This window comes from Pseudonocardia sp. Cha107L01 (assembly GCF_052566575.1).
Genome location: NZ_CP199579.1, coordinates 6,886,160 through 6,902,605, shown reverse-complemented (window position 1 = coordinate 6,902,605; position 16,446 = coordinate 6,886,160). Strand labels below are relative to the sequence as shown.

The 16,446-nt window shown below is 68.3% G+C and carries 13 protein-coding genes and 2 pseudogenes; 6 read left to right on the top strand and 9 right to left on the bottom strand.

Annotated features, from left to right (window positions below; all coding sequences use genetic code 11):
- Positions 1 to 632 precede the first annotated feature (632 nt).
- On the bottom strand, positions 633 to 938 hold the full coding sequence (locus tag ACTXG6_RS32465; RefSeq protein WP_445183224.1) for a hypothetical protein: 306 nt from the start codon (positions 936 to 938) through the stop codon (positions 633 to 635).
- 498 nt (positions 939 to 1,436) lie between these two features.
- Between ACTXG6_RS32465 and fdh the strand changes: the two genes are divergently transcribed.
- The 5 genes from fdh to ACTXG6_RS32440 all read left to right on the top strand — a co-directional run bounded on the left by fdh (position 1,437) and on the right by ACTXG6_RS32440 (position 9,549).
- The gene (gene fdh, locus ACTXG6_RS32460; protein WP_445183223.1) at positions 1,437 to 4,730 is read left to right on the top strand and encodes a formate dehydrogenase; all 3,294 of its coding nucleotides are present in this window, start codon (positions 1,437 to 1,439) and stop codon (positions 4,728 to 4,730) included.
- Positions 4,727 to 4,984: a hypothetical protein gene (locus tag ACTXG6_RS32455; protein WP_445183222.1), complete on the top strand. Its 258-nt coding sequence runs from the start codon at positions 4,727 to 4,729 to the stop codon at positions 4,982 to 4,984. Before fdh ends, ACTXG6_RS32455 begins: the two co-directional genes overlap by 4 nt.
- A gap of 716 nt (positions 4,985 to 5,700) precedes the next feature.
- Complete coding sequence (locus tag ACTXG6_RS32450) at positions 5,701 to 6,315, top strand: 2Fe-2S iron-sulfur cluster-binding protein (RefSeq protein ID WP_445183221.1); 615 nt, start codon at positions 5,701 to 5,703, stop codon at positions 6,313 to 6,315.
- Positions 6,312 to 7,295 (top strand): FAD binding domain-containing protein, encoded by a 984-nt coding sequence (locus ACTXG6_RS32445; protein WP_445190150.1) that lies wholly within the window; start codon positions 6,312 to 6,314, stop codon positions 7,293 to 7,295. Before ACTXG6_RS32450 ends, ACTXG6_RS32445 begins: the two co-directional genes overlap by 4 nt.
- Positions 7,296 to 7,305: 10 nt before the next feature.
- The gene (locus ACTXG6_RS32440) at positions 7,306 to 9,549 is read left to right on the top strand and encodes a xanthine dehydrogenase family protein molybdopterin-binding subunit (protein ID WP_445183220.1); all 2,244 of its coding nucleotides are present in this window, start codon (positions 7,306 to 7,308) and stop codon (positions 9,547 to 9,549) included.
- Between the two features lie 140 nt (positions 9,550 to 9,689).
- Here ACTXG6_RS32440 and ACTXG6_RS32435 read toward each other — a convergent pair whose 3' ends face one another.
- The 4 genes from ACTXG6_RS32435 to ACTXG6_RS32420 all read right to left on the bottom strand — a co-directional run bounded on the left by ACTXG6_RS32435 (position 9,690) and on the right by ACTXG6_RS32420 (position 12,694).
- On the bottom strand, positions 9,690 to 10,394 hold the full coding sequence (locus tag ACTXG6_RS32435; protein WP_445183219.1) for a zf-HC2 domain-containing protein: 705 nt from the start codon (positions 10,392 to 10,394) through the stop codon (positions 9,690 to 9,692).
- Entirely contained in the window at positions 10,381 to 10,959 is a 579-nt protein-coding gene (locus ACTXG6_RS32430) for a sigma-70 family RNA polymerase sigma factor (protein WP_445183218.1), read from the bottom strand. The genes ACTXG6_RS32435 and ACTXG6_RS32430 overlap by 14 nt, the downstream gene beginning before the upstream one ends.
- Positions 10,960 to 11,819: 860 nt before the next feature.
- Positions 11,820 to 12,191 carry a DoxX family protein gene (locus tag ACTXG6_RS32425; RefSeq protein WP_445183217.1) on the bottom strand — a complete coding sequence of 124 codons (372 nt, stop codon included), beginning with the start codon at positions 12,189 to 12,191 and terminating at the stop codon, positions 11,820 to 11,822.
- Positions 12,167 to 12,694, bottom strand: a complete 528-nt coding sequence (locus tag ACTXG6_RS32420; protein ID WP_445183216.1) for a cupin domain-containing protein — start codon at positions 12,692 to 12,694, stop codon at positions 12,167 to 12,169. Before ACTXG6_RS32420 ends, ACTXG6_RS32425 begins: the two co-directional genes overlap by 25 nt.
- A 66-nt stretch (positions 12,695 to 12,760) precedes the next feature.
- Between ACTXG6_RS32420 and ACTXG6_RS32415 the strand changes: the two genes are divergently transcribed.
- A complete protein-coding gene (locus ACTXG6_RS32415) occupies positions 12,761 to 13,360 on the top strand; it encodes a TetR/AcrR family transcriptional regulator (RefSeq protein ID WP_445183215.1) in 600 nt (199 codons plus the stop codon).
- 276 nt (positions 13,361 to 13,636) lie between these two features.
- On the opposite strand, the pseudogene ACTXG6_RS32410 reads toward ACTXG6_RS32415, so the two are convergent.
- The 4 genes and pseudogenes from ACTXG6_RS32410 to ACTXG6_RS32395 form a co-directional block, all read right to left on the bottom strand.
- Positions 13,637 to 13,849: pseudogene (locus ACTXG6_RS32410) on the bottom strand (carboxymuconolactone decarboxylase family protein); the annotation flags it as partial.
- Positions 13,850 to 14,053: 204 nt separating this feature from the next.
- Positions 14,054 to 14,368 (bottom strand): hypothetical protein, encoded by a 315-nt coding sequence (locus tag ACTXG6_RS32405; RefSeq protein WP_445183214.1) that lies wholly within the window; start codon positions 14,366 to 14,368, stop codon positions 14,054 to 14,056.
- Positions 14,369 to 15,135: 767 nt separating this feature from the next.
- A complete protein-coding gene (locus ACTXG6_RS32400) occupies positions 15,136 to 16,032 on the bottom strand; it encodes an SDR family oxidoreductase (RefSeq protein WP_445183213.1) in 897 nt (298 codons plus the stop codon).
- A 50-nt stretch (positions 16,033 to 16,082) separates the two neighbouring features.
- Positions 16,083 to 16,334 (bottom strand): annotated as a pseudogene (locus tag ACTXG6_RS32395) (glutathione-dependent formaldehyde dehydrogenase); the annotation flags it as partial.
- Positions 16,335 to 16,446: the final 112 nt, after the last annotated feature.

Here is a 16,446-nt window from a genome sequence, read left to right as displayed (position 1 = left end):
GGCGGCACGGGAGCGCTACTACCTGCGCATCGAGGAGTTCCACCCCGAGCAATTCCAGGTTATCCGGCTGGACTGCGCGGCAACGGCGTAGTCGCGAAACTTCGTCCCTCCCGCGCGTCCGATACCCCCACCTCACGCGGTGGGTGACGCCCGGGCATGGACCTGAATGCCCGACGTAGCGAACGAAGGTCCCGGCGGCCGCCACGGCCAGTCCGCCACGTCGGTCTGGCGGGGCCAGACGTACCGAGAACGTTCGGCTTCACGGGACGGCGCCACGACACCCCGCGTCCGCCAGGGTCGACGTGGCGGGTGGCCCCCGATCCGGCTCCTCGCCAGCACGACAGCGACGACACCACCGGCGGATGTTCGAGGACTTCCTCGCCCTCGCGCGGAACACGCCGACTACCTGGTCACCCTTCTCGAGCAGGGGGAGCTACCGGAAGAACGACGTCGCTGCGACAGCCACGACGGGAGGGCCAAACTATGGTGGATCCGCCCCGGCCGCGCAGCCGCGCGACCACAACATCAGTGTCGTCCAGCAACACAACGTCGGTGTCGCCCGGTGCCACGACGTTCAAGAGTTTCCCCGGCCCCGGCGCGTCCCGTCCTGACGTCCTCCCAGAGCCACCGATTCACGCGAGCGACGCGCCCGCGTTTCGGAGCAGCCGATGACTACCGCTCAGCAGACCCACACCGACCACGGCCACGAGCACGGAGACGGCTGCGGACACGTTTCGTTCCAGCACGGTGACCACGTCGACTACGCCCACGACGGCCATGTGCACCGTGAGCAGGAGGGTGTGTGGGCCGAGTGCGAGGTCTCCGAGCACACGCCGGTCGACAGTCACGAACACCAGCACCAGCACGGGCACGGCTGCGGACACACCTCGGTGCCACACGGCGACCATGTCGATTACTTGCATGACCAGCAGCGGCACGCCGTGCACCAGAGCCACTACGACCAGCATTGAGCCGGCCGGCCTGACGCGGGTGTTACCTGCGCAGGTCTATGGCCAGATCTCTAGGGTGACTGGTCGTGCCCCGCGCAGTTCGGTGGCTGGCCAGGTCGCTGAGGTGCTGCATGCGGCGCCGGGATGAGTGCGGCGGTCGAGTCCACTGTCAATGGACTCGACCGCGACCTCACCCGAGCCCTGGTAGACCCACCCCTGCTGCCAGCCATCGTCTCGTTCGGTCACCGAGGACTGCAAGGGCGCGGCTTGCGTCAGAACGCTGGCAGGGATCGTCGGAACGTGCCTGCGTCCGGCAAGCCTGGTTCGGCCGGCCAAGTTCGCACCGACAGGGCCAGGCCCGGGTCCCCGCCACGCGAGGACGCTGGTGGCCTCGCTGACCTTGACTTGGAGACGATCTCGGGAGGGTGACCAGCGGGGCCGGGTGCCAGGGGTGCCCGCGAGTCGATTTCTGTACAGGGGCAGCCGATGGGCGTACGCAGGTGGCTCGAGTCCTGGCCCGTCTACCGCCAGCTCAGCGGCCCTGATTCGCTGGGCCGGGGCGCAGCGGCCGAGTCGCCCCGGTCGGCGACCCAGCAGCCTCGGATCGTCGAGGCCGACCGGGAGGTCGGCTCGGTCTGCCCGTACTGCGCCGTTGGCTGCGCCCAGCAGGTGTGGGTCAAGGACGAGAATGTCATTCAGATTGAGGGCAATCCGGATTCCCCCATCTCGCGCGGCCGGCTGTGCCCGAAAGGATCGGCGAGCAAGCAGCTGGTCACCGGGTCCCACCGGGAGCAGAAGGTCCGCTACCGGGCGCCGTACGCCACCGAATGGAGCGAGCTCGATCTGGGCACGGCCATGGAGATGGTCGCCGACCGGGTCCTCGACGCCCGGAACAGGGGCTGGCAGGAGCGCGATGATCAGGGCAACCGGCTGCACCGGACCATGGGCATCGCCAGCCTGGGCGGCGCCACCTTGGACAATGAGGAGAACTACCTGATCAAGAAGTTGTTCACGGCGATCGGGGCGCTGCAGATCGAGAACCAGGCCCGTATTTGACACTCCGCCACGGTTCCCGGTCTGGGAGCCTCCTTCGGTCGCGGCGGCGCCACTGTCTACCAGCAGGACCTGATCCACTCCGACTGCATCGTGATCATGGGCTCGAACATGGCCGAGGCCCACCCCGTCGGCTTCCAGTGGGCGATGGAGGCCAAGACGCGGGGTACACCGGTCTTCCACATCGACCCTCGGTTCACGCGCACTAGCGCGGTCGCCACCGCCCATGTGCCGCTACGCGCCGGCACCGACATCGCCTTCCTCGGCGGGGTGATCAACTACATTCTGACCAACGAGCTGGACTTCCGGGAGTACGTGCTCGCCTACACCAATGCGCCCGTGCTGATCCGCGAGGACTTTGAGGACACCGAGGACCTTGGCGGGCTGTTCAGCGGATACGACTCGCAGACCGCGACCTACGACCCGACCACCTGGCACTACGAGGGCGCGGACCCGACCGCGCCCATCACGTGCACCGAGCGGGTGCGACCTAAGGAGCAGGCGACCGGCGACCGGCTCGGCTCCGGCGGCCCGAAGCTCGAAGGCGTAGCCGGGGACCTCGCGTCGGACCCGACGCTGCGGCACCCGCGCTGTGTCTACCAGATCCTCAAACGGCACTACGGCCGCTACACCCCGGAGATGGTCGAGCAGATCTGCGGGACCCCGCGCGAGCAGTTCCTGGAGGTCTGCCGGGTGTGGACGGCGAACTCCGGGCGCGAGCGCACGGCCGCGCTGGTCTACAGCCTGGGCTGGACGCAGCACAGCGTCGGAGTCCAGTACATCCGCGCCGGCTCGATAATCCAGCTGCTGCTGGGGAACATCGGCCGCCCCGGCGGCGGGATCCTGGCCCTGCGCGGGCACGCCAGCATCCAGGGCTCCACCGACATCCCGACGCTATTCAACCTGCTGCCGGGCTACCTGCCGATGCCGTCCGCCCAAGCGCATCCGGACCTCGCAAGCTACCTCAAGGAAATGTGCGGGGACCGCCAGAAGGGGTTCTGGTGCAACGCCGACACCTACATGGTGTCGCTGCTCAAGGAGTACTTCGGCGCCGCCGCGACGCCGGAGAACGGGTTCTGCTTCGACCATCTGCCGCGCATCAACGGCGACCACGGGACGTACCGCACCGCACTGGACATGATCGACGGGAAGGTGTTCGGCTACTTCCTGGTCGGACAGAACCCGGCGGTCGGGTCGGCGCACGGCCGGCTGCAGCGGCTGGCGATGGCCGAGCTGGACTGGCTGGTCGTCCGCGACCTAACCATGATCGAGAGCGCGACGTTCTGGAAGGACGCGCCGGAGGTCGAGACCGGTGAGATCGTCACCCAGCGGTGTCGCACTGAGGTGTTCTTCTTCCCGGCCGCCGCGCACACCGAGAAAGACGGCACGTTCACCAACACTCAGCGGCTGCTGCAGTGGCGCGACAAGGCAGTGGAGCCGAAGGGTGACCAGCGCTCAGACCTGTGGTTCTACTACCACCTGGGCCGGCTGCTCAAGGGGCGATTGGTCGGGTCGTCCGACCCGCGCGACCGGGGGCTGCTCGACCTCGCCTGGGACTACGAGGTGGACGGCGACGGCGAATGGCCCGAACCGTCGGCGGCGGATGTGCTGCGCCGGATCAGCGGCCAGGACCTCACAACCGGCCGGCAGGTCGAGGACTACCTGCAGCTGAAGGCGGACGGCAGCACCTCGTGCGGCTGCTGGATCTACAGTGGGGTCTACGCCGACGGCGTCAACCAGGCAGCACGGCGCACATCAGGTCAAGAACAGCAGTTCCACGCACCCGAGTGGGGCTGGGCCTGGCCGATGAACCGGCGCATCCTCTACAACCGGGCCTCGGCCGACCCGTGGGGCCGGCCGTGGAGCGACCGCAAGAAGCTCGTCTGGTGGGACGCCGAGCGCAGCGAGTGGACCGGGTTCGACGTGCCCGACTTCGAGCGGCGCAAGCCCCCGTCGTACCGGCCGCCCCCCGGCGCGTTCGGGGTACCGGCCCTGCGCGGCGACGACGCGTTCATCATGCAGGCCGACGGCAAGGGCTGGCTGTTCGCTCCGCGCGGGCTGGTCGACGGCCCGCTGCCCACGCACTACGAGCCGCACGAGTCGCCGGTGCCCAACCTGCTCTACCCACAGCAGGGCAACCCGACGCGGATCGTCTACGGCCGGCCCGACAACCCGTCCAACCCGTCCCCGCCGGAGCCGCACACCGACGTCTTCCCCTACGTGCTCACCGCATCCCGGCTCACCGAGCACCACACCGCCGGCGGCATGAGCCGGACGCTGCCCTACCTGTCGGAGCTACAGCCGGAGCTCACCGTCGAGGTCTCCCCCGAGCTCGCCACCGAGCGCGGGCTGACGCACCTGGGCTGGGCGCACATCGTCACGAGCCGGACCGCCGTCGAGGCCCGCGTGATGGTCACCGACCGGCTGGCCCCGCTGCGGGTGGCCGACCGGATCGTGCACCAGATCTGGATGCCCTGGCACTGGGGGTCCTCCGGGCTGGTCCGCGGCGACGTGTTCAACGACCTGCTCGGGATCACGCTCGACCCGAACGTGCTCATCCAGGAGAGCAAGGTCGCTACCTGCGACATCCAGCCGGGACGACGCCCGCGCGGCCCGGCGCTGCTGTCCTACGTCGACGGCTACCGCGAACGGGCCGGCATCACCCGTCGGACGGGCACCCACGTCGGCACCGCGTCCGGCATCACGCACACCGAACAGGGGTCATGACCGTGAGGAACGCGAACGTGGGCGGGGACACCCAGCCGGAGTTCCTGGAGTTCGCCGGGCACGAGCTCCTCCCGGCGCTGCGTGAGGCATACGGCAAGGCCGAGGACCCGGCGATCCGGAGGCGAGGCACCGATCTCGAGGTCGAGCGATCGGACGGGGCCCGCTCCGGGGGTTTCCTCCGGGCCGTAAATCGGACGACGCTCGGTTCACCGCCTGCCTCGACGGCCTGCCGCAGCGCGACGCGACGCTGGTGATCGTTTAGGTCGCGTACCTTGTCGGCTCTCGGGGCGGCTGAACGCGGAAATGTCCAGAAGGTCGACCTCAGCATCCAACTCGCCGATCTTGAAAAGACCGACTGGATGGGCGGCGCCGGGTCCGCGACCTTGAGCGCACCAACCGGACCGCGAGCAGGTCCAGACCGGCCTGGGCCTCCACGAGGGTGGCCTCGTCGCGCACAAGAGGCTCGCAGCGTGCGTGCGTACGGAGCGCCGCTGCCAACTCATCGGCTTCGCCCTGCGCCATCGCGGTAGCGGTAACGCTCTGCGACTTCCCCGAGTAGATGGCATCGACCGGGAATCCCGGACGCCGGAGCGTCAGGTGCAAGTGCAGGTGCAGGTGCAGGTGCGGAGGCTCGCAGACGCGGCCGGGCGCGCCTGCATCCGGCAGGGCAGGGTCGCGCGCCCGGGTTCGACCCGGCGAGACCTGGCCTGGCCCGCGCCCAGCGACGACCCTGGCGACAGGCCATGGGGGCCGGGTCTGGAGCGTCCTCGCCCGCACCTTCGTGTTGGCCACCTACGTCCTGCCACCGCGGGATCGGCGCTCTCGATGTCATGTTCTTGCGGCTCAATGCGATCTTGTGCTGGCTGTGGCTGTTCGGCGAGCCTCGCCGGTCGCAGCGAGGAGAGCTACCGCGAGCGGGTCGCGCGCTCAGGTCGGGGAGGCGGCGGCTGTTGTGAGAAGGAGGACTGTGATGAGCGAGTTGGATACGGGCGCTATGTGGGCGGCGTCATCCGGCCTGGCCGGCGGTACCTCGACCGAGGTCGAGCGGAGCCAGCAGGAGGTACTCCAACTCTCGGCGATCACGCTGAGCGTCAATGGTCGTGCGCGGCGCTTCGAGATGGATCCGCGTACCTCGCTGCTCGACGCGCTGCGCGAGCATCTGCGCCTGAGCGGGACCAAGAAGGGGTGCGATCACGGGCAGTGCGGCGCCTGCACGGTGCTGATCAACGGCCGGAGAATCAACTCCTGCCTGACGCTAGCGGTCATGCACGAGGACGACGAGATCGTGACGATCGAAGGTCTGGGAGCGCCGGGCGCCCTTCACCCCTTGCAAGCCGCCTTCGTCGAGCGCGACGGCTTCCAGTGCGGCTATTGCACCCCTGGCCAGATCTGTTCGGCGGTCGGCATGCTCGCCGAAGCGAAGGCAGGTTGGCCCAGCCACGCCACCGCTGATGTGGCGTCCCCGCATCCCGCGTTGTCCGAAGCGGAGATTCGGGAACGGATGAGCGGGAACATCTGTCGGTGTGCCGCCTACCCGAACATCATTGCGGCCATCCGGGACGTCGCTGCGGGAGGCCCGGGATGAGGACATTCACCTACGAGCGAGCCACGGACGCGCAAGGGGCGCTCGCCGCGATGTCCCGGCCCGGCGCGAAGTTCATCAGCGGCGGCACCAACCTGCTCGATCTGATGAAGCTCGAGATCGAGCAGCCGAGCCATCTGGTCGACATCAGCCGGCTGCCCTTGGCGGACATCGAGGAGCTGCCCGACGGCGGGTTGCGGCTCGGCGCCCAGGCGACGAACTCCGCCGCCGCCGCCGATCCTCGGGTGCGCACCCGCTACCCGGTGTTGACGCAGGCGCTTGTGTCCGGCGCGTCTGGCCAGTTGCGCAACATGGCCTCCGTCGGCGGCAACCTGCTGCAACGCACCCGCTGCCCGTACTTCTACTACTCGGCCGCTGGCTGCAACAAGCGAGATCCCGGCTCTGGCTGCGCGGCGATCGGCGGCTACAACCGGATACACGCGATCCTCGGCGCCAGCGAGGCCTGCATCGCCACCCATCCCTCGGACATGGCCGTCGCGATGACGGCGCTGGAGGCCCAGATCGAGCTGCTCGACTCCGACCACTCCACGCGCCGCGTCGCCATCGCCGACTTCCATCGCCTGCCGGGCGATACGCCGCACATCGAGACCGATCTACGGCCAGGCGAGATGATCACGAGCGTGATGCTGCCGCCGGCGCCGCCGGGCGGGCAGGTCTACCGCAAGGTGCGCGACCGGGCATCGTTTGAGTTCGCGCTGGTGTCCGTGGCGGCGATCGTCGCGACGGACGGAGAAACGATCAGCAGCGCTCGGGTGGCGTTCGGCGGCGTGGCGCACAAGCCGTGGCGATCGGCTGACGCGGAGGCCGCGTTGACCGGTCGTCCCGCCACGATGGCCACGTATCGCACCGCCGCCGAGGCGGCGATGCGGGACGCCGTGGGGCAAGGTCACAACGACTTCAAAATCGAGTTGGCCAAGCGCACGCTCTGCCGCACGTTGGCGCGAGCGGTCCAGGTCAGCTGAGGAGGCCGTGATGGTCACGGTGATCGGGCAGGGTCTGAACCGCGTCGATGGACCGTCGAAGGTGTCTGGTCGCGCGAGGTATGCCTATGAGCAGTGGGTCGCCGATCAGCCGCTGTACGGGGCCATCGTCAGTGCGACGATCGGCACAGGGCGCATCACCCGGATCGACACCACCCGCGCCGAGCGATCGCCCGGGGTGCGCCTGGTGATGACCCACCACAACACGCCCGCGCAAGGCACCCCCGACGCGTCGATTCCCATCCCGTACGCGCGCGCCTACCCGGTACTGAGCGGCCCAGACGTTCACCATTACGGTGAGCCGGTAGCGCTTGTGGTGGCCGAGACTTTCGAGCAGGCACAGGCGGCGGCGCATCTGGTCGACGTCGACTACGCGGCCGAGCCGGGGCGCTATGACTTCACCGCGAGCCAGGAATACGCGTACGCCCCTGAGACGGTGAAAGGCCGATGGCCCACCGATACCGAGGTGGGCAATTTTGACTCCGCGTTCGAGACCTCCGCGGTCAGGGTCGACGAGCGCTACACGACGCCGTATGAGTTCTCCCAGCCGATGGAGCCGCAGGCTGCCGTGGCGGTCTGGCATGGCGAGGACCTGACGGTTTACCTCAGCTGCCAGACCGTCGCTTCGGCCCGCGCCGCGATCGCCAACACGCTGCGGATCGGTGCACAGCGGATCCACATCGCCACCCCATACGTCGGCGGGGGATTCGGCTCTAAGCTGGGCATCCATTCGGAAACGATCCTGGCGGCGTTTGCCGCGCACGCGGTGAACCGGCCAGTCAAGGTCGCACAGACCCGGCAGCAGGTCTTCCACCTCGTCGGCATGCGCCCCACGTCGAGCCAGCGGATTCGTCTCGGCGCCGAGCGGGACGGTCGCCTGGTCGCGATCGCCCACGAGGTGAACCTGCACACAAGCCGAGAGTCGGAGTACACCGAGCAGACCGCCGCCACCACGCGCAGCCTCTACGCCGCGCCCCACCGGCTGACGCGCCACCGGCTGACGCCGCTCGATCTGCCGCGCGGGGAAGATGTCCGCGCGCCGGGTGAGGCGCCAGGGCTACTAGCGGTCGAGTCGGCGATGGACGAGCTCGCGCATGCGCTCGAGATGGATCCGGTCGAACTGCGGATCCGGAACGAGCCCGCGCTCGATCCCGAGCGAGGCGTGCCCTACAGCGATCGGCATTTGGTCGAGTGCCTGCGGGAGGGGGCGCGCCGGTTCGGCTGGGAACGCCGCCCCGCCGAGCCGGCAACCCTGCGGAAGGGGCAATGGCTGGTCGGCTACGGCATGGCGGGTGGCATCCGCCAGCACTTCCAGGCACCGACGAAGCTGAGCGTCCGGATTGAACCGGGCGGGGCCGCGGTCGTCGAATCGGATATGACCGACATCGGCACGGGGACCTACACGATCCTCACCCAGGTCGCGGCTGATGGGCTCGGGCTGCCGCCCGAGCGGGTGCGGGTCGAGCTGGGGCGCTCCGAATTCCCGGTCAGCAGTGGTTCCGGCGGCTCGTGGGGTGCGGCCAATTCGGCCACCGCATTGCACCGCGCATGCGTTGAGATGCGCGCGGAGCTGCTGGTTGCGGCGTGCAATGATACGAACTCTCCGCTGCACGGCCTCAATCCGGATCCCGCGGGCGCGGTGTTCTCCGGCGGCAGCGTAAGCATCGGTGACGCGTCGCAACCGCTCAGCGAGATCATCGAGGGCCACTTCCCCGACAGTCTCGTAACGGAGGGCGAGATCGTCTCCATGGCCGATGATCCGAACTACAGCGCGTACTCGATCCACACCTACGGGGCTCATTTTGCCGAGGTAGGCGTCGACACCGACACAGCTGAGATACGGCTTCGTCGGATGCTCGGCGTGTTTTCCGTGGGCCGGGTCCTGAACGCCAAGACGGCACGTTCGCAGCTGATCGGCGGCATGATCTGGGGTGTGAGTGCGGCTTTGCACGAGGAGGCGGTGGTCGACACGCGGACGGGGGAGTTCATCAACCGGGACCTCGCGCAGTACTTGGTCCCCGTCCATGCCGACATCCCCAAGGTCGACGCGGTCGCGCTCGACGGATTCGACGACAAAGCCAACGTCCTCGGCGTGAAGGGCCTCGCTGAGGTGGGCATCTGCGGGGCCGGCGCGGCGGTCGCGAACGCCGTGTTCAACGCCACCGGGATGCGTGTGCGCGACTTTCCCATCACCCTCGACAAAGTGTTGCCCGGTCTGCCGCCCATCGATGTCTAAATCTGCGACCGCGTGTCGTGCTCGTACTGGGAGAAGAACTCGGGAGCCGGCGTGGTCGTGGCGCGACGCCCTTGATCGTCGAATTTCGGCCTGACGTGCGACGTCGACTCGCCGGGGGCAGCTCGGGAGCGGCTGGACTCTCAGCTCACCGTCGCTCGCCTCGACCTGTTGACCCTGCCAGGTGAGTCCTCTCGGGTGCCCTTGGCCAGCACGGCGAGGAGCGCCCAACCTGCCACCGCGATCAGGTGCGGGGTCTCGGCGAACAGGGTCGTCTGGCCCAGCACGCTACCGATGATCGCCAGTGCCACCAGCAGCCCGGTGGCGGCCCCGACCAGGGGTAAGGTGCCGCGGGCGCGGGCCGGGCGCAGCGCGGCGGCGAGGTAGCCCACCGCCAGCGCCAGGTTGAACGCGCCGAGCTCGTGGGAGGCCTGCACTGGAACCCCTGCTCCGGCGTCACCGAGGATCAACGCCGGAATGATGATCACTAGTTGCGCTGCGGCGGCGACCGCCAATCCCCACCTGGTGAACCGGTAGGCACGGCGGGCGGGTCGGCGGGCCGACTGATCGGCGAGCACGGCGGCCAACAGTTGCTGGGTGCGATCCGGCAGTGCCTGCGCCGAGGTCAGCCGGACTCTTCTGGTGAGCCGGTGCACCGATTCCTGCCACACCGCGCAGTACGGGCAGTCGGCCAGGTGCTCGGCGATCGTCTCGGTCATCGCCGGCTCGGTCTCACCGTCCACCTGGGCGGACAATGCCGCGCGCGCGGCGGCGCAGTCATCGTCCTGGGCTAGTCGCCCGGTCGGCGGGTTCGGTGCCCGCCTGTTCCATCGGTTAGTCCATCGCATCTGGACGCGCCTCCATCTCGGTGCGCCGCGAGGTGCCGCGCTCCAGTGCCTGGATCAGATCGGCGCGCGCTCGGGCCACTCGGGAGCCTATGGTCCCGGGCGGGCACCCACAGATGTCCCCCGCCTCGGCATAGGACAGTCCGAGTATCTGGGTGAGCACGAAAGCGCTGCGCCGATCCTCCGGTAGTTGTGTCAACAGTTCTCGTATCTCGGCCTGGTCGTCGTCCGCCTCCGGAGGCCCCGGAAGCTCAGTGTCGAACTCGGCACTGAACTCCGGGACCAACGTCTCCCGGCGGCGTCGACGGATCCGGCGGCGGAGTTCGTCCATGCATACCCGCCGGGTGATGGACAGCAGCCAGGTCCGCGCCGAGGACTCCCGCCGGAAGTCGGGCAGCGCCCGGAATATCCGCAGGTAGGTCTCCTGGGCGAGGTCCTCGGCGCTGTCCTTGTCCACGAGGTAGGCGCACAGCGAGTACACCTGCGGCTGGGTGGCCCTGATGAACGAAGCCATCACCGAGGGCTCACCACGGGAGGCCTGCACAGCCAGCGTGGTCAGCTCGTCCATCTCGTCACCGCGTCGTCCCCACCTCGTCGCCCGGTGCGCAGCCGGCACCGGGGCATCGCATTTGGCCCGTTCCATCGTGAACCGGTTACGGGCGGCTCGGTGCCCAGGTAGCAACGTCCATATTTCTCCCAGCTGATGTCCCGGAGGTCCCCGCGAGCCCGAGCGCGGTGAGATAGTCGTTCACCGGGCAACGAACCTTCCATCGCCGAGGGAGGCCTCGCTCACACTCCTCACCGGGGCGAAGCCCACCGGGCCGCCCGGTGCGGGTCGCGGCCACGCCCAGTAGCCGCCAGTGACCAGGAGCTGCCGCTCAGTCCTGCCACCCCGCGCGGACAGGGCGAATCCGCGGATCAGCGCCCACAGGATTTCCCAGGTCATCGACCCGGCCACGCCCAACGCGTGCCCGATCGTGCCCATGTCAAAATTCCGATCCGATCTGATATGCGTTTGCGACGTTGCATCGCCGCCTCGGGGCACGCGACGATCCGCTATTTAGGCTCTCGCCCGCGCCGCGCTGTGTCGTCACGGCCAACGGCCATTTCCGCTACCGGCTGGCTGGTATCCGGGAAGTCCGAACTGGCTCCCGCCGAAGCGGACGACCACTCAAACCCCCAGCGAGGGCTGGCCGGCCCGCGATGTCCTCGCGGCCGCCTGTCGCCTCCGCGAGCTCGGCTTCTCTACGTCAGAACGGGCCTTCGCGACCACGGGGCGGCGAACTTCGGGGGGTCACCGTCGGCGGGGTGATCGAGGCCCTGGCGCTGCTCGGCTCGACTTGAGATCACAGCAGGAGTTCGCGGTCTGGAAACGCACCACCTCGGCCGAGCCCGAATGTCGAAACAGAGGGCTGTTCTTGCGGGCCTTCACAGCGGCACTGCGACCCACCCGATGTCCAGCGCCAGCGTGGCGGCGGACAGCAGGAGGAAACCGAGTGCGAGGCCGGACTGCGGCGAGCGGTCACCGGCCAGCAGGTGGGTGTGGACCGCGCAGGCGAAGAAGAGGACGAGCCCGCCGGCCGCGGCGGTCCCGACCCCGGGCACGCCGAGCAGGCCCAGGAGCATCCCGGCGGACCCGGCGGTCTTGAGAGTGCCGATGGGGAAGATCAACCAGGACAGCGGCACCCCGGCCCGGGTCATGGCCGGCACGATCGCCGGCAGGCGTGCGAGGGCCGCGACGCCCGAGAAGCCCGTGGCGAGCACGGCGACGACGGTCACGACGAGGTGGGCGGTGTGCATGCCGGCTCCTGGGGAATGTGCGCGGTGCCCGCTTCACTGGCGGCGGGTAGGTCGTAGTGGATGCCGTGGCGTGCGGCGATGGGATTGATCTTGGTCGGGTCCAGCTCACCGTCGGTCAGCACGGACAGGCCGGCCTCGAACAGGTCCTCCAAGTAGCACTCCCACCCGCCGGGGGTGGAGATCTGCAGGACCCGTGGCGGCGGCTGGGAGGCGCCGCGCAGCGCGTGCGGGACCCCCGCCGGGAGCAGCACGAACGCGCCAGGTTCGGCGATCAGGGTCCGGTCGTCGAACTCGACCTCGAGGCGCCCGTCCAGCACGTACACGCACTCGTCCGCCCCATGGTGGGTGTGGCGGGGGATGTCCCGGGCCAGCGTCACCTCGAGCACGGAGAGCCGCCCGGCGGTGTCGGCACTGGATGCCTTGACCGCGAACGCGGGTGGCATGGTCACCCGGCCGGGGCGGAATCCTCCGGGTGCGAGCAGGACGAAGCGGTTGTGGTCCACGATCGCGGCCCCTTAATATGAAACGGACTCCTATTCCGTTTTTATTGTTCGCAGAGAGGCCGCTCCATGTCAATACCGCCCTGGGTGCCGCCGTCGGTGCTGCCGGAGTCCCCGGCCCGGAGGCCGCGCGCGGACGCCGAGCGCAACCGGCGGCGGATCCTGGAGGCCGCGCGTGGGTTGATCACCGAGCGGGGAGCCGAGGTGCAGCTACCCGAGGTCGCCCGGGCCGCGGGGGTGGGCACCGGCACGGTCTACCGGCATTTCGCCAGCCGTGAGCTGCTGGTGGAGGCGCTGGCCGAGCTGCGGTTCGCCGAGATCCTGGAGTTCGCGCACACGTCCTGCCTGCCCGACCGCGAGGAGGGCGTGGCGCTGTACCTGTGGCACGTCGGCGAGGTTCTGGCCACCGACCGTGGACTCTCTTCCGCCATCGAGTCCGCCCGGCGAACCTACGGCAGCCCACCGGAGGGGCAGATGCGCGGCCGCCTCGAAGCGGCTGTCGCGGAGCTGATCGACCACGCGGTCCAGGCGAGGACGGTGCGCGCTGACTGCACGGTCGCTGACGTCTTCATGAGCGTCGGTGCCCTCTCGGCCACCATCCGGGCCGGACACGGCGACTGGCGCCGGCTGCTCACGCTCCTGCTCGACGGCCTCCGGTCACGGCCGTAGCCGAGCCCTGACACCCGTGAGGAGCAGGTGGGCGAACGGCGGCGAGTCGGGGCTCCTGACCGTGCCCATGCCCCGTGGCACCGCACCGGGACCGCGCCTGTCTCGCCGCGCCCGGCGGCCCAGCGGACGGAGTCGACGATGGGCCACCACGACGGCCACCGGTTCTCCGACGAACCGCACCTTCATGGCGACGCAGGCACCCGTCATTCCGGGCGCCGGCGATCGGGACAGCCCGAGGAGGTCGGTCGCTACCCGGTCCCGGCCGGGTACTGCTCGTTATCCGAACTGGCCGGGCTGGTAGTCGCCGGCGGGCTGCTGGACGATGACGTTCAGGCGGTTGAAGGCGTTGATGAGGGCGATGTTCGACACCAGGGCGGCGAGCTGGTCCTCGTTGTGGTGCTTGGCGGCATTCGCCCAAGCCTCGTCCGTGACACCGCCGGCGGCGTCGGCGATGCGGCTGCCCTGTTCTGTCACCTCCAGGGCAGCGCGGAGATAGCGGCGCCAACCCGCGCTGGAGAATCAACGCCCGCCTCCCACCTTCCCGTCCGGGCCGGCCGTGCCGTTCCAGGCGAATCGAGTGTCGCGAGCGTTCACGCCTCGGCCTTCGTCATCGACGGCCTCCACCAGCTATGGAAACAGACAAGTCGCCGAACTTGTGAGGTTCTCTAGCGAATCTTTCGATTCTCGTCTAGTTCACCAGCGGTCGCAGCGCTCGTGCCAGTTCCAGCGCTTGTGCCAGTTGTCCCAGTCAGCGCGCTCGGAGTGACACCTTGATCCGTGCCGCTCGTGGTTATGGCCGTCACGATCACGCCGGCCATGATCACCATCGGTCAGCAGTGGGGTAGAGACGCTGGCCAGGGCCACCGTCTGAATCGGAGCGATGGGAGAGGCGGACGCCATCGGTGCACCGAACGCGGCTCCGGTCATCGCCAGTGCCGTGACCGCGACGCCCGCGGCAAGCCGGTTGCGGATCGGATGGCGGTCGATCGTGCGGTGTTGAACTGGCATGTGGTTCTCCTCGATGAGATGGCAATGCCCACGTGCAGATGAAATGGTATGCCCACGTGCGCAAGGTCAATCTATGAACTCTCTATGAGGGCCTTGTACCTACGGTCATCGAATCCCATCGGAAATTCGTTTGAACCTGGGAGAATTCCCATGCACTTTCACTCCGTCCCCACCACCCCGGGTCGGTGCTCAAACTGGGGGAGACCCAGGCCAGGCATGCTGCACGCTGTCAACGCTTCGATAACGCCAACCCCACGTCGTTGCCTCGGGCCATGAATCGAGCGTCGCTTCACGCGCGCAAGCGGCTGATCGAATGCTGGGCTACAAGCCCGAGCAGCCATCTGATCTTTTGCTGGCTGTCCGCGACGAGAAAGTCCGACCATGGCGCCAGGATGCTCACTGGCGCAGCAGCTAGCTATCCCATGTTCTCCAACGGGGTGCTGTTGGTGAGATCGTTGATGAGACGGATGATCAAGCGACAGAGGCGATCGAGAAGTGAGGCTGGCTCCGCTCGCAGCTGGTCGTCGCCGAGTTCGGGGGCTCTCACGCGTTACCGTCGCGAGCGGTGTGGTGTAGCTGAGAACCGACGGTCACGATCACCGACGCGCAGCCCTCGGCGGACGATCAGCTGCGCCACCGTCGACGGGTCTACACTGCGTGTCACGTGACGGCTGCGACGCAACAGCCACTCTCGACTTTTCGCACTTCGGTCGAACGCCCGTTCGTGTCAATGTGCGCCCTATCGAGCTGTTCGGTGCGCGCCTGGGTCAGGTAATGGGTGAGCCGCCGGTGACCCCGAGCACCTCCGAGGTCATATAGCTGGATTCCTGCGAAGCGAGGAATACGTAGAACGGGGCGAGTTCCGCCGGGTGGGCGGCCCGGCCCATCGGCGCCTGGGCACCGAACGACTTCAACTTGTCCTCTGACATCGTGGCGGGAATGAGCGGCGTCCACACGGGCCCAGGCGCGACCGAGTTGGCCCGGATGCCGCGGTCGAGGAGGTTGTGGCCCAGCGCTTTGGTGAAGTTCACGATCGCTGCCTTGGACGCCGCGTAATCCATCAGGTGGACGGAAGGCTGGAAAGCCTGAACTGACGAGGAGGTGACAACGGTCGAACCCGGCGGCATGTGCGGCACGGCGGCTTTGCACAGCCAGAACAGGGCGTACACATTCGTTTTCATGATCCGGTCGAACTGTTCGTCGGTGATGTCGGCCAGTCCGCCGTCCTGGGACATCTGATATGCCGCATTGCTGACCAGCACATCGATCCGACCGAACTCGCGCACAGCACGGTCGACGATGTCCCGGCATTGTTGCGGTTCCCGTACATCGACCGGCATCGTCACGGCCTTGCGTCCCGCATCGGACACCCAGCGAGCGGTCTCGCGGGCATCCGACTCCTCGGCGTCCAGGTGCGTGATCAGTACGTCCGCACCCTCGCGGGCGAATGCGATCGCGACCGCCCGGCCGATGCCGGAGTCGCCGCCGGTGACCACCGCTTTCTTGCCCTGGAGGCGCCCGAGGCCTCGGTAGCTGTGCTCGCCGTGATCCGGTTTGAGGTCCATCTGCTCTGTGCGGCCGGGATACTCGACCGTCACGTTCCCGCTGCCGGGCGCGTCGTGCTGTTTGGTGGGGTCCTGTTGGGTGAACTGGTCCTGTGGCACCTTTTGCTCCTCGTCTCATGGGCGGAACTGTCCGTTCGACACTGATCGGTTCAGGGTTGGAGTAGGACCTTGACCGTTCCGTCGCGTTTTTCCTGGAAGGTGGCGTAGGCCTCGGGTGCGGCGTCGAGGGGTAGGCGGTCGGTGGCGAAGTCATGGGTGCCGAGCGGGTCGGCGTCGTTGAGCAGTGGCAGGATCTCGGGGATCCAGCGGTGCACGTTCGCCTGGCCCATCCGCAGTTGGATCTGCTTGTCGAACATGGTCAACAGCGGCATGGGGTCCGCCATGCCGCCGTAGACGCCGCCCATCTCGCTTGCCGTGCCACGTCACTGCTCTCACCTGGGCAACCTCCTGTTTCGACGGGGATGGCAGGGCCTCAGCGGTCGCTGACCGCGGCTCGGCGAGCGCGCTCCATGC

Bases quoted from the DNA above. Each gene is read 5' to 3' on its own strand.
- ACTXG6_RS32425 (WP_445183217.1), bottom strand. From the start codon at position 12,191: ATGCACACCGCCCACCTCGTCGTGACCGTCGTCGCCGTGCTCGCCACG.
- ACTXG6_RS32435 (WP_445183219.1), bottom strand. From the start codon at position 10,394: ATGCGATGGACTAACCGATGGAACAGGCGGGCACCGAACCCGCCGACC.
- ACTXG6_RS32445 (WP_445190150.1), top strand. From the start codon at position 6,312: ATGAGGACATTCACCTACGAGCGAGCCACGGACGCGCAAGGGGCGCTC.
- ACTXG6_RS32415 (WP_445183215.1), top strand. From the start codon at position 12,761: ATGTCAATACCGCCCTGGGTGCCGCCGTCGGTGCTGCCGGAGTCCCCG.
- ACTXG6_RS32430 (WP_445183218.1), bottom strand. From the start codon at position 10,959: ATGGACGAGCTGACCACGCTGGCTGTGCAGGCCTCCCGTGGTGAGCCC.
- ACTXG6_RS32405 (WP_445183214.1), bottom strand. From the start codon at position 14,368: ATGCCAGTTCAACACCGCACGATCGACCGCCATCCGATCCGCAACCGG.
- ACTXG6_RS32440 (WP_445183220.1), top strand. From the start codon at position 7,306: ATGGTCACGGTGATCGGGCAGGGTCTGAACCGCGTCGATGGACCGTCG.
- ACTXG6_RS32455 (WP_445183222.1), top strand. From the start codon at position 4,727: ATGACCGTGAGGAACGCGAACGTGGGCGGGGACACCCAGCCGGAGTTC.
- ACTXG6_RS32450 (WP_445183221.1), top strand. From the start codon at position 5,701: ATGAGCGAGTTGGATACGGGCGCTATGTGGGCGGCGTCATCCGGCCTG.